At 68.2% G+C, this 12,742-nt stretch carries 10 protein-coding genes and 2 pseudogenes; 10 read left to right on the plus strand and 2 right to left on the minus strand.

Annotated features, from left to right (window positions below):
• Window positions 1-87: 87 nt before the first annotated feature.
• Window positions 88-1,356 carry an MFS transporter gene (locus AGI3411_RS09760; RefSeq protein WP_129527172.1) on the plus strand — a complete coding sequence of 423 codons (1,269 nt, stop codon included), beginning with the start codon at window positions 88-90 and terminating at the stop codon, window positions 1,354-1,356.
• Between the two features lie 5 nt (window positions 1,357-1,361).
• Here the strand turns inward: AGI3411_RS09760 and AGI3411_RS09765 are convergent, their stop codons facing one another.
• Window positions 1,362-2,234, minus strand: a complete 873-nt coding sequence (locus AGI3411_RS09765; protein ID WP_129527173.1) for an NAD(P)-dependent oxidoreductase — start codon at window positions 2,232-2,234, stop codon at window positions 1,362-1,364.
• Between the two features lie 223 nt (window positions 2,235-2,457).
• Here AGI3411_RS09765 and AGI3411_RS09770 point away from each other — a divergent pair, with 223 nt between their 5' ends.
• The 8 genes and pseudogenes from AGI3411_RS09770 to AGI3411_RS09800 all read left to right on the plus strand — a co-directional run bounded on the left by AGI3411_RS09770 (window position 2,458) and on the right by AGI3411_RS09800 (window position 10,300).
• The gene (locus AGI3411_RS09770) at window positions 2,458-2,850 is read left to right on the plus strand and encodes a Zn-ribbon domain-containing OB-fold protein (protein ID WP_129527174.1); all 393 of its coding nucleotides are present in this window, start codon (window positions 2,458-2,460) and stop codon (window positions 2,848-2,850) included.
• On the plus strand, window positions 2,847-4,007 hold the full coding sequence (locus AGI3411_RS09775; RefSeq protein ID WP_129527175.1) for a thiolase: 1,161 nt from the start codon (window positions 2,847-2,849) through the stop codon (window positions 4,005-4,007). Before AGI3411_RS09770 ends, AGI3411_RS09775 begins: the two co-directional genes overlap by 4 nt.
• Before the next feature lie 8 nt (window positions 4,008-4,015).
• A complete protein-coding gene (locus tag AGI3411_RS09780; RefSeq protein ID WP_129527176.1) occupies window positions 4,016-4,705 on the plus strand; it encodes a 3-oxoacid CoA-transferase subunit A in 690 nt (229 codons plus the stop codon).
• Window positions 4,702-5,364, plus strand: a complete 663-nt coding sequence (locus tag AGI3411_RS09785) for a 3-oxoacid CoA-transferase subunit B (RefSeq protein ID WP_129527177.1) — start codon at window positions 4,702-4,704, stop codon at window positions 5,362-5,364. The genes AGI3411_RS09780 and AGI3411_RS09785 overlap by 4 nt, the downstream gene beginning before the upstream one ends.
• Window positions 5,354-6,541, plus strand: a pseudogene (locus tag AGI3411_RS30360) (acyl-CoA dehydrogenase family protein); the annotation flags it as partial. The gene AGI3411_RS09785 and the pseudogene AGI3411_RS30360, both read left to right, overlap by 11 nt.
• A gap of 27 nt (window positions 6,542-6,568) precedes the next feature.
• A pseudogene (locus tag AGI3411_RS30365) lies at window positions 6,569-7,651 on the plus strand (acyl-CoA dehydrogenase family protein); the annotation flags it as partial.
• A 24-nt stretch (window positions 7,652-7,675) separates the two neighbouring features.
• Complete coding sequence (locus AGI3411_RS09795; RefSeq protein ID WP_129527179.1) at window positions 7,676-9,778, plus strand: 3-hydroxyacyl-CoA dehydrogenase NAD-binding domain-containing protein; 2,103 nt, start codon at window positions 7,676-7,678, stop codon at window positions 9,776-9,778.
• Window positions 9,779-9,871: 93 nt separating this feature from the next.
• Window positions 9,872-10,300: a PaaI family thioesterase gene (locus AGI3411_RS09800; RefSeq protein WP_129527180.1), complete on the plus strand. Its 429-nt coding sequence runs from the start codon at window positions 9,872-9,874 to the stop codon at window positions 10,298-10,300.
• Window positions 10,301-10,313: 13 nt separating this feature from the next.
• On the opposite strand, the gene AGI3411_RS09805 is transcribed toward AGI3411_RS09800, so the two are convergent.
• Entirely contained in the window at window positions 10,314-11,288 is a 975-nt protein-coding gene (locus tag AGI3411_RS09805; RefSeq protein ID WP_129527181.1) for a Bug family tripartite tricarboxylate transporter substrate binding protein, read from the minus strand.
• A 258-nt stretch (window positions 11,289-11,546) separates the two neighbouring features.
• Here AGI3411_RS09805 and AGI3411_RS09810 point away from each other — a divergent pair, with 258 nt between their 5' ends.
• Window positions 11,547-12,728, plus strand: coding sequence for a CaiB/BaiF CoA transferase family protein (locus AGI3411_RS09810; protein WP_129527182.1), 1,182 nt, complete (start codon window positions 11,547-11,549; stop codon window positions 12,726-12,728).
• Window positions 12,729-12,742: the final 14 nt, after the last annotated feature.

The raw sequence follows: 12,742 nt of genomic DNA on the forward strand, positions 1-12,742 counted from the left end.
CAGCTGCGCCCTTGCGCGCGCTTCCGGCCTCGTTCACGAAGCCGGGCGCGCAAGCGGCCACAAAGAAGATATCGAGGAGAAGCACACGTGGACAAGCAAGAGTCGGGCGGCTGGTATTTCGGCTGGAATATCGTAGGCGCCGCTGCGGTACTCACCCTGTTGACCGTCGGCCTGCGCATGAGCATCGGGCCGTTCTTCCTGCCCATGGCGGAAAGCATGGGCTTCACGCGCAGCACACTGTCCGGCATCGTGGCGGTCGGCATGCTTTGCTATGGCCTGGGCATGCCGGTGGCGGGATACCTGGTCAACACGCAGGGAACGCGCTTCGTGCTGCTCGCGGGGACGGCCATCGTCGTCGCATCGTCCATCTGGGCTGTATTCGCCAGCGGGCCCATCGAGTTCCTGCTGTCCTTCGGCGTGGCCCTGTCGATCGGCCTGGCATTCACCAGCCCGGTGGCGCTGACGCCGGTGATCAGCCGCTGGTTCACGCGCCAGCGCGGTATGGCGCTGTTCTTCCTGTCCACCGGGTCCATGGCCGGCATCGCGCTGATGACACCCGCGCTGACCTTCTCCATCTCCGCGGTGGGGTGGAAGGAAACGCTGGTGGGGTTCTCGGTGCTGTTTGCCCTGCTGACGGTGCCGATGGCGCTTTTCGTCATGCGCGACGAGGCCCCTGAGCACACGGACCTGCTGCCTCACCAGATCGTGGGCAAGACGCGAGGCGCCAAGCCCGCTTCCAGGCAAGCCGCGCCCAATGTGCGCGCTGCCCTGCGTTCGCTGCCGTTCTGGCAGGTGGCGCTGGGGCTGTTCGCCTGTGGGTTCAGCATGAATCTGCTGGGCACGCATGGGGTGCCGATGCTGATGGACCACGGCTTCGACGCCACCACCAGTTCGCTGGGCATCGGCCTGATCGGCCTGGTGGCGATCTTCAGCACGCTGGTCCTGGGCCGGCTGTCCGACCAGGTCGAGCGCCGCAATATTCTCGCCACCATCTACCTGGTGCGGGGGCTGGGGTTCTTCGCGCTGGTCATGGTGGGCGCGCATTGGGAGCTCTACGCCGCGGCCACCATCGGCGGCGTCGTGTGGGCCGGCAGCATCGCCCTGTCGTCCGCGATCCTGGCCGACGTCTATGGCATCCGTCTGGTAGGGGTGCTGTACGGCCTGGCCTACCTGGGGCACCAGGTGGGCGGCATGATCAGTTCATGGCTGGGCGGATGGGCCTTCGAGGCCTTCGGCACGCATTGGGTCGCCTTCGGTTCGGCCGGGGTGCTGCTGCTGGCGGCGGCGCTGATTTCCCTGCGCCTGCCCGGGCGAGGCCTGCCGCGCGGGCAGGTGGCCGCCGCCGGCGGCAACTGATCCGGCTAGCGGTCTTTCAGCAGCGACACCAGTTCGGGCACGTAGCGTTCTCCGCCGCCCTGCGTTACGGCCTGGTCGAAGGTGTGCTGCACGGCCGCGCCGATTTCCCGCACCGCGCCCGTCTCGGCGGCCATGGTGTTGTAGTAGGACAGGTCTTTCTGCGCGTTCGACATGAAGAACCGCAGCGATGACGGGTCCTGCTCCAGCAGATAGGGCTTGATGCGCTCCAGCGCCACGCCGCCGCCGCCGCCCTTGGTCAGCACATCGGCGAACACGGCGGGATCGATATCCGCGCGCAACGCGCAGGCCGCGGCTTCCGACAGCAGGGCGACCACGCCCAGCGACACGTAGTTGTGCAGCAGCTTCATGCGGTGGCCGGCGCCGACAGGGCCGGCGTGCGTGATGTTTTCGGCAAAGCAGGCCAGCAGCGGCTTGCACTCCTCGAACAGGGCGGGTTCGCCGCCGACCAGCAGATTGAGCCGGCCTTCGGCGGCCTCTTTCGGGGTGCGCGTCATCGGCGCGTCCAGGAAGCGGCCACCGGCTTCGGTAACCGCCTGCGCCACCTTCACGGTGGAGGAGGGGATGGCGGTGGAGCAATCGATGATGACCGTGCCGGGGCGGATGCCTTCCAGCACGCCGCCCGGCGACAGCAGCACGGCTTCGACCTGCGGGCTGCCGGTGACGCACAGGATGATTACGTCGGACTGCGCGGCCAGCGTGGCGCCATCGGCGACGCTGGCCGCACCGGCGGCCTTGAGCGCGTCCAGAGGCTGGTTGCCCGGGTGCTCCAGTACTGTCAGCGCGTGACCGTGCTTGACCAGATTGCTTGCGATGCCATGGCCCATGAGGCCAATTCCAACCATGCCGACTTTCGCCATCTTCTAGTGCTCCTGCCATGTAAGGGTGCTTGTTATCGCGTAAATCTTACTCCGACTTGCGGGCGGCTCAGGGCCTGCTTCGAATATGCCGAAAGAAGCCTTCGAATCTTTCGGATGGTAAGGGGGGGGGACCCATTCCTAAAATCGTTCCACTGCCGCAGGCCTTGTCAGGCCCGGATCGAATAACAACGGAGACAGCTGCCCGCAGGGCGGACACATCAGCATGCCCAACACCGCAAACGAGCCGGCGTCCAGCGCCGAGCGCCACTATTTCGAGCAGCTCGCGCAGGGCCGCTTCGTCATCCCGCAATGCCAATCCTGCGCCCGGCACCATTTCTATCCCAGAGTGATCTGCCCGCATTGCGGCTCCGACGCCCTGCGATGGGTCGAGCCCAGCGGCCATGGCGAGGTTTATTCCACGACCATCGTGCGCAGCAAAGGCGGCGACTACACCGTGTGCCTCGTGGACCTCGATGAAGGCCCGCGCCTGATGAGCCGCGTCGTGGACATGCCCGTGGAGGCGGTACGCATCGGCCAGCGGGTCCGCGCCAGGATCGACGCCGTGGATGGCGCGCCGCTGCTGGTATTCGCGGGGCAACCGGAGGAACGGGCATGAGCCGGAGCTATCGCGGCGCGATCGCCGTCCTGGGAACCGGCATGGCCGGGCTGGGCGATTGCCAGGGCCGTTCCGAACAGGAAATCATCGCGCAGGCGTCCCACCGGGCCGTGACCGCCAGCGGCCTGAAGATGCAGGACATCGACGGCATCATCACCTCCAGCCTGACCTCGCCCTGGTGGGTGATGCGGATGGCGGAGTACCTGGGCATACGGCCGCGCTTTTCCGACAGCACTATGTTCGGCGGCTCATCATTCATTGCCGACCTGAAGATCGCGGCGATGGCCATCGAGGCCGGCCAGTGCGAACACGTGCTGGTCTGCTACGGCGCCAACCCGCGCAGCGCGCCCAGCAGCACGCAGATCAATCAGATGCGGGCCGCGCTGGACCCGCAGCCCTACGAGCACCCCTACAAACCGTTCAACCCGGTGTCCAGCTACGCCCTGGCGGCCGCGCGCCATATGCACCAGTACGGCACCACGCGGCGGCAGCTGGCCGAGGTGGCGGTGGCGGCGCGCAAGTGGGCGCAACTGAATCCGGACGCCTTCCTGCGCACGCCCCTGACGATCGACGACGTGCTCGGCGCGAAGATGATTTCGGATCCCTTGACCGTGCGCGACTGCTGCCTGGTGACCGATGGCGCGGGCGCGTTCGTGGTCACGCGGGCCGACCGGGCGAGCGATCTCCACCCGCGCCCCATCTACGTGCTGGGCACGGGCCATGCGCACTGGCACCGCCAGATATCGTGCATGCCGGACGTCACCATCACGCCCGCCGTGGATTCCGGCCGGGCCGCGTTCGCCGAGGCGGGCCTGACGCCCGCCGACATCGACCTGGTCGAACTCTATGACGCGTTCACCATCAACCCCATCCTCTTCCTGGAAGACCTGGGCTTCTGCGCCAAGGGCGAAGGCGGCGCGTTCATCGGCGGCGGACGCATCGAACCGGGCGGCGACCTGCCGATGAATACCAACGGCGGCGGGCTGTCGTTCACGCATCCCGGCATGTACAGCATTTTCCTCGTGATCGAGGCCGTGACGCAGTTGCGGCGGGAAGCGGGGGAACGCCAGGTGAGCAAGGCCGACGTCGCGCTGGTGCACGGCAACGGCGGCGTGCTGTCCAGCCAGGCCACCGCCATTCTTTCCCATACTTTGTGACGGACGCCATGATGAACAAGACTATCGATTCCGCCGCGCAGGCCGTGGGGGACATCCCCGACGGCGCCACCGTCCTGGTCAGCGGCTTCGGCCTGTCGGGCCAGCCGGTCGAGCTGCTGGACGCGCTGGTGGAGCACGGCGCCCGCGACCTGACCGTGGTGTGCAACAACAGCGGCGCCCGCGACAGCGGCCTGGCCCGCCTGATCCGGCTGGGCCGCGTGCGCAAGCTTATCGCGTCGTATCCGCGCGGCGCGGAGTCCCAGGCTTTCGAGTCGGCCTACGCCGACGGGCAGATCGAATATGAATGCGTGCCGCAGGGCACGCTCGCCGAGCGCCTGCGCGCGGCGGGCTCGGGGCTGGGCGGCTTCTTCACGCCCACCGGCTACGGCACGTTGCTGGCCGAAGGCAAGGAGACGCGAATCATCAAGGGCGTGGGCCATGTGTTCGAGGAGCCTCTGAACGCCGATTACGCGCTGGTGAAGGCCTATTGCGCGGACCCGATAGGCAATCTCGTCTACCGCAAGGCGGGACGCAACTTCGGCCCGCTGATGTGCATGGCGGCCGTCACCGCCATCGTCCAAGTCCATGCGCTGACAGAGACCGGCGGCCTGGATCCGGAGCGCATCGTCACGCCCGGCATCTTCGTGCAGCGCGTGCTGCGCATCCCCGACGCCCAATTGACCGGAGCCCTGCAATGATCCACCCCTATTCCCGCGAGGACATCGCGCGCCGCGCGGCGGCCGACATTCCCGCCGGTTCCTACGTCAACCTGGGCATCGGCCTGCCGGTCAAGGCGCTGGACCACTGGACGTCGGAGCACGGCGTCATCGTGCACAGCGAGAACGGCATCCTCGGCATGCGCGCCCGCACGGACGCCGATCCCGTCGATCCGGACCTGACCAACGCGGCCAAGCAGAACGTCGCCATGGCTGCGGGCGGCAGCTTCTTCAACCATGCGGATTCCTTTGCCATGATGCGCGGCGGCCACCTGGACTATTGCATCCTGGGGGCTTACCAGGTGTCCGAGACGGGCGATCTGGCCAACTGGTCGCTCGGGCAGCCCGGCGTGGCCGCCGCGGTGGGCGGGGCCATGGACCTGGCCGTGGGCGCCAAGCGCGTTCACGTACTGATGGAGCACCTGACCCGTGACGGCCGGCCCAGGCTGCGCCGCCAATGCGATCTGCCTCTGACGGGCGCGGCCTGCGTGGACCGCGTTTACACCGATCTCGCGACGCTGGACGTGACGCCCCAGGGCTTCCTGGTGCGCGGCATGGCGCCCGGCCTGACGCGCGAGGCCCTGCAGGCCGCGACCGATGCGCCGCTGCGTTTCGCGGAGGATCTTCTCGATGCCGCCTGACGTTTCGCTCGACGATTTCCGCGGCGAGGTCCGCGCGTTCCTGCGCGAGCGCCTGCCGGCCGACCTCCGGCGCAAGGTGATGGACCACCAGCGGCTGGACAAGCAGGATTTCCTGCGGTGGCAGGGCATTCTGCACGAACGCGGCTGGGCCGCGCCAAACTGGCCACCCGAGCACGGGGGCGCCGGCTGGAGCATCGGGCAGCGCAATGTGTTCGACGAAGAGTGCGCCCTGGAAGGCGCGCCGGAAACCGTGCCTTTCGGGCTGCGCATGGTGGCGCCCGTCATCATGGCCTACGGCTCTGCCTGGCAGAAAAGCCACTTCCTGCCGCGCATTCTGAGCGGGCAGGATTGGTGGTGCCAGGGCTATTCCGAGCCGGGCGCCGGGTCCGACCTGGCTTCGCTGGCCACCAGGGCACGCCGCGAAGGCGATACCTTCGTGGTGAACGGCCAGAAAACCTGGACCACCTACGCCCAGTACGCCGACATGATGTTCTGCCTGGCCCGTACCAACCCCGACGCCAAGGCGCAGGAGGGCATTTCCTTCCTGCTCATCGACATGCGCAGTCCCGGCGTGTCGCTGCGGCCGATCCGGACGCTGGACGGCGGCGAGGAGATCAACGAGGTCTTCCTGGACGAGGTGGTGGTGCCGGCATCGCACCTGATCGGCGAGGAGGACCGGGGCTGGACCTACGCAAAATACCTGCTGTCGCACGAACGCTTCGGCGCGGCGCGGGTCGGGCGCGCCAAGCGCGAGCTGGGCCACCTGCAACGGCTGGCGGCCCAGCGCAAGGTCGACGGCCGGCCGCTGGCCGAAGATCCGGTGTTCGCGCACCGGCTGGCGCAGCTGGAGATCGATACGCTGGCGCTGGAGCAGACCAATCTGCGGCTGATCGCGCGCGACCAGCGTGGCGCCGGACATGGCGCGGAAGCTTCAATCCTGAAATACCTGGGATCCACGCTGGCGCAGCGCATTAGCGAGGCGCTGGTCGACACCGCCGGCACGCATGGGCTCGCCTATTGCCCGGCGGCGCTGGAGCGCGGCTACGCGCAAGGCGGCCCGACTCCGGAGCAGGAGCTCGAAGCCATGCCCGGCTTCTATCTCAACCTGCGCAAGATCTCGATCTACGGCGGAACGGACGAGGTTCAGAAGAACATCATTTCCAAGCTCGCGCTGGGCGAAGCCGACGACTACACGGAAGACCAGCGTGCGCTCGACGACGCCGTCGGACGGTATCTGCAAGGGGAGTACCCGCTGCCCGCCGCCCGGGCGGCGCAGCCCGCGGATGCGGATCCGGCGGCCTCGCCGCACTGGCGCGCTTTCGCGGACATGGGGTTGCTCGGACTGGGGCTGCCAGCATCGGCGGGCGGCATGGATGCCGGGCTGGGCGACCTGTGCGTGCTGATGCAGCGCTTCGGCCGCCACCTGGTGGTCGAACCGTACGACGCCAGCGCGCTGCTCTGCGGCCAACTGCTGTCGCGCCTGCCGGACAGCGAACGGGCTCGCGCCCTGCTGGCAGGCATCGCGCAGGGGGCGGCGCCATTGCTGGCCCATGCCGAGCCGGATTCGGATTGGCCGCTGGACGGGCCCTGCGCGACGGCCGAACGCCAGGGCGGCGGCTGGGTGCTGAACGGCGCCAAGCGGCATGTTCCCTACGGCGCGGGCGCCCATCAATTGCTGGTCACGGCAAGAGACGCCGACGGGATGGCGGTGTTCCTGATCGAGGCCGGGGCGGCCGGGCTGCAACGCAGCGGCGCGCCCGGCCTGGACGGCCGCCCCTACGCGGACATCGTGTTGAAGGATTGCCGTGTCGACGCGGACGCCCGCCTGGGACTGGCGGGCGAGGCCCTGGAACAAGCGGCCGACGCGACGCGCGTTGCGTTGTGCGCGGAAGCCCTGGGCGCCATGCAGGCGCTTCTGAACGCCACCCGCGACCACGTGGCCGATCGCCGCCAGTTCGGCCAGCCGCTGGGCCGCTTCCAGGCCGTGCAGCACAGGCTGGTCGACATGCTGCTGGCGCTGGAGCAGGCGCGCTCGCTGACCTGGCTGGCCGCTGGCGTGGATCCGTCCGACGCGCGCCGGCGCGCCCGCCTGGTGTCGGCCGCCAAGGCCAGTTGCGGCACGGCGGCTCGTTACATCGGCCAGCAGAGCATTCAGTTGCATGGCGGCATGGGCATGACCGACGAGCTTCCCGTGGGGCACTACGTCAAGCGCCTGCTGGCCATCGAATACACGTTGGGCGATACCCGCCACCACCTCAACCGTTATCAGCGGCTGGTGACGGCCTGAGCCGCGCCGCCGAAAGGGTTCACCATGAGTCTGACCGCTACCTCGCCGTCCCGCGATCTTTCCAACACCGTCCGCTATGCCCTCCACGGGCGTGTCGCGGTGATCTTCCTCGACAATCCGCCAGTCAACGGGCTGGGCGACACCGTGCGCCGCGGTATCCATGAAGGACTGGCCCTCGCGCAATCCGATGCCGCGGTAGACGCCATCGTTATTGCCGGCGCTGGCAAGGCCTTCTGCGGCGGCGCCGATATCCGCCAGTTCAACACCCCGGCGGCGACCGCCAAGCCTATGCTGCGCGACGTGATCGCGGCCATCGAAGCCTCCGGCAAGCCGGTGGTGGCCGCCATTCACGGCTTTGCGCTCGGCGGTGGCCTGGAATTGGCCCTGGGGTGCCATTACCGCGTCGCCCAAGCGGGTTCCAGGCTGGCATTGCCCGAGGTGAACCTTGGCCTGGTGCCGGGCGGGGGCGGCACTCAGCGCCTGCCGCGGCTGATCGGCGTGATGCCCGCGCTCGACATGATCCATACCGGCAAGCCGCTGGACGCAGGGGCCGCGCTGGCCGCGGGCTTGGTGGATGCGATCGCCGAAGGCGATCTGCTGGCGTTCGCGCTGCCCTATGCCCTGGAACGCGCCGCGCAGGGTTCGCATCCGGTCGCCTCGCGCCGCGCCCTGAACGCGGACGGCGTGGATTTCGCCGCGACGCGCGCGCGGCTCAACCCCAAGGCCCGCAACGCGATTGCGCAGCGCGCCGCAATCGACTGCGTCGAGGCCGCGACACGGCTGCCGATCGAGCCCGGCCTGGACGAAGAGCGCCGGCTGTTCGACGCGTTGGTCGAGGGCGATGCCTCGAAGGCGCTGCGCCATCTGTTCTTCGCCGAAAAGGAAGCGCCGCGCGTTTCCGGCGGCGGCCGCGCCGGCCAGATCGGGCGCGTGGGCATTCTGGGTGCCGGCACCATGGGCGGCGGCATCGCCATGGCGTTTGCCAACGCGGGCTATCCCGTGACGCTGTACGAGCGCGATCAGGCGGCGCTGGACCGCGGTGTGGCGCTGATCCGCAAGAACTACGAGATCACCGCCGCCAAGGGCAAGCTCGACGCCGCTGGAGTCGAGGCGCGGATGGCGCGCATTGCCCCCAGCCTGGACGTCCAGGACCTCGGGCAGGCCGACCTCGTCATCGAGGCAGTGTTCGAGGACATGGCCGTCAAGCAGGCCGTGTTCCGGCAACTGGATGCCGTATGCAAGGCCGGCGCGATCCTGGCCACCAATACCTCGCGCCTGAATATCGATGAGATCGCGGCCTGCACGGTGCGCCCCGAGGCGGTGATCGGGCTGCATTTCTTCAGCCCGGCCAACGTCATGAAGCTGCTTGAGGTGGTGCGAGGCGCCGGCACCGGCGCCGATGTCATCGCCACCTGCATGGCCGTGGCGCAGAAGATCGGCAAGATTCCCGTGCTGGTGGGGGTATGCGAGGGTTTCGTCGGCAACCGCATGCTGACGGGCTATTGGCGCGAGGCGGGCTTCTTGCTTGAAGAGGGGGCCAGCCCGCAGCAGATCGACGGCGCCCTGACTCGCTTCGGGATGGCTATGGGGCCGCTGGCCATGGCCGACCTGGCCGGCATGGACATCAATTGGGCCACGCGCAAGCGGCTGGCGCCCACGCGGCCCGCGCACTTGCGCTATTCCAAGGTCGCGGACCGCATCTGCGAACTGGGCCGTTTCGGCCAGAAGACTCAGGCCGGCTATTACCGGTACGAGCCGGGCAGCCGCCAGCCGCTGCCGGATCCCGTCGTCGACGGCATCATCGAAGACTGCGCGCGCGAGGCCGGGATCGTGCGCAGGCCGGTAAGCGACGAGGAGATCGTCGAGCGCTGCATGCTGGCGCTGGTCAACGAAGGCGCGCTGATCATCGAGGAAGGCATCGCGCAGCGCGCCTCCGACGTGGACGTGGTCTATGTCCATGGCTACGGCTTTCCGGGCGCGCGCGGCGGCCCGATGTTCCATGCGCAGACCCTGGGACTGGCGGCGACGCTGGAGAAAATCCGCGCCCTGCGGCACGAGCACGGCGAGCATTGGAAGCCGGCGCCGCTGCTCGAGCGGCTGGTGGAGCAGGGCGCCACGGCATTCTGACGCGTCCGCGCCATGGCCAAGGCCGCGCCCGACGACATGCCGGCCGCGGCCTTCTTTGCGATACTGTAATTTCCCTAAACCTTGGCCCCAGCCATGACAGATTCCATTCCTTTCGGTTTTGCGCCCTGGCGCCCGAGCAGTCCCTTCATGACGCACCTGGCCGAGCTCGGCGCGCTCTACAAGCGCGACGCCGATAGCGTCCTGGCCCTGCGCGTGGGGCAGGCGCATACCAACATGCACTCCATCGCCCATGGCGGGCTGCTGGCCACCCTGGCCGACAGCGCGCTGGGCCATACCATCGCGCAGCAGGCGCAGGTGTCCGTCGTGACGGTGCAGATGTCGGTGGAATACCTGAATCCGGTGAAGCCGGGCGACTGGCTCGAGGCGCACGTACGGATCGACAAGCAGGGCAGGCGCCTGATCTACGCCACCTGCCTGCTGCAAGTGGAAGACCGCGTCATGCTCAAGGCCAACGCGGTCTTCGCCGTGCGGGCGGCGCTCACGCCGGCCTCGGACGGCTAGGAGCCCGCGGGGCTCACTCCACCTTGACGCCGGTGGTCTGGACCACGTTGCGCCACTTGGCCGTTTCTCCCGCCACGAAGTCAGCCACCTGCTTCGGCGTCATGGGGCCCAGCGGCTCGCTGTTCTGCCCGGCCAGCCGCTGCACCATTTCGGGCGAGTTCATGATTTCGTTCGTGGCCGCGTTCAGCTTGGCCACGATGGCCGGATCCGTGCCCGCCGGGGCGTAGAAGCCCAGCCAGGTGTAGACGTCCAGGCCCGGCGCTCCCGATTCGGCGAACGTGGGCAGGTCCGGGAACAGCTTGCTGCGTTCGGCGCTGGCGACGCCGATGGGACGGAGCTGGCCCGATTTGATGAAGGGCGCCACGCTCATCGCATCCTGCACGGCGACCTTGAGTTCGCCGGACACGACCGCGTTGGTGGCCGGCGACGCGCCCTTGTAGGGCACGTGCTCCATCGGCACGCCCGTGATCTTCTTCAGCCATTCCCCGCCCAGGTGGGTAGAGCCGCCGAAGCCTGCCGAGCCGTAGGGCACTCCCGGTTGCGACTTGCCCCAGCTGAGGAATTCGGGGATGGTCTTGATGGGCAGGCTCGCGTTGACCACCAGCAGGTTCGGCGCGCGCGCAAGAATGGAGATGGGCTCGAAGTCCTTGACCGGGTCATAGCGCACCTTGGCGTTGACCGCCGGGCCGATCACGTGGCCGGTGGCGCTGACGAGCAGCGTATAGCCGTCGTTCTTCTGGCGGGCCACCAGTTCGGTGCCTACCTGTCCCGCGGCGCCGGGCTTGTTCTCGACCACGAAGGTCTGATTGAAGCGTTTGCCCAGTTCGGCCGACAGCAGGCGGGAAACGATGTCGGTCATGCCGCCGGGCGCGAAGGCCACGACGACGGTGACGGGGTGGTCGGGGTATTCGGCGCGGGCGGCGCCCGCAGCCAGACTGCTCACGAGCAGCGCGCCGAGCGCGCCGTGTCGTAGGATGTTGCGGATCATGGTTTGTCTCCAGGAGTCTTATCGTGAGGGTGGCGCGACTGCCAGTGCGCCTCCGCGTGGGCAGTATGGCGGCGGCCCACGCATTACTCCATCCGAAATATTCGAACTCAACGTTCGCGATTCTCTAAAACACCGTGGCTGCACCGAGGGCGCGCCAGTCGCTTGAACGCCGGCGAACGCAGTGTTCGAAACATTCGACTCCTCACCGCGCAACGCGGCCCGCATAATTTTCCGGATCGTCTGAATCACGGAGACTCTATGCTTCACAATGCCCTGCGCGGCGTAAAAGTCGTGGACCTGTCGCGCATCCTCGCGGGTCCCTGGTGCACCCAGAACCTGGCGGATCTTGGCGCACAGGTCATCAAGGTGGAACATCCCGAACGCGGCGACGATACGCGCGGCTGGGGGCCGCCCGACCTGCGCTCGGCGGACGGCAGCGCATCGATGTCGGCCTATTTCATGGCCTGCAACCGCGGCAAGCAATCCGTCGCCATCGATTTCTCCACGGAGGAAGGCGCGGCCCGCGTGCGGGAACTGGTGGCCGACGCCGACGTCCTGGTCGAGAACTACAAGGCAGGCGGGCTGCGCAAGTACGGGCTGGATTACGCCTCGCTCGCCCGCATCAATCCGCGCCTCGTCTATTTGTCCATCACCGGCTACGGCCAGTCCGGCCCCATGGCCGGCAAGCCCGGATACGACTACGTGTTCCAGGGCATGGGCGGGCTGATGAGCTACACCGGGCAGCCCGACGGCACGCCCGGCGCCGGGCCGCTGCGCACGGGTGTCGCGGTGGTGGACCTGATGACGGGCATGTATGCCACGTCCGCCGTGCTGGCGGCCCTGCGGCAGCGCGACCAGACCGGGCAAGGCATGCCGCTGGATATCTGCCTGCTGGACGTCGCGGTGGCGTTGAACGCCAACCAGGGCGCCAATTACCTGGTGTCGGGCGAAGCGCCGAAGCGCAGCGGCAATGCGCATCCCAATTGCGCGCCGTACGAGGTCTTCGCCTGCGCCGACGGCCACCTGATCCTGGCCATCGGCAACGACGGCCAGTTCGCGCGATTCAGCGCCGCCGCCGGTCATCCGGAATGGGCGGCGGATGCGCGCTACACCACCAACAGCGCGCGCCTGGCGCACATGGACAGCCTGCGGCCGTTGATCGCCGCAACGCTGGCGGGCGCCGCGCGCAAGCGCTGGACGGACGCCTTCGACGCCGCGGGCGTGCCGTGGGGGCCGATTCACACGCTGGACGAAGTCTTCGCGCATCCGCAAGTCCTGCACCGCGGTTTGTTGCAGACCGCCACGCACCCTACGCTGGGCGCGCTGCGCCTGGTGCGCAACCCGCTGCTGGCCGGCTCGCCGCCCGAAGCGCTGGGCGCGCCGCCGCCGCTGCTTGGCGAACACACGGAAGCTGTGCTGCCGAACTCCGCCATTCTGTAAATCATCCGAGGAGA

This window comes from Achromobacter agilis, from assembly GCF_900496965.1.
Lineage (GTDB): Bacteria > Pseudomonadota > Gammaproteobacteria > Burkholderiales > Burkholderiaceae_B > Achromobacter > Achromobacter agilis.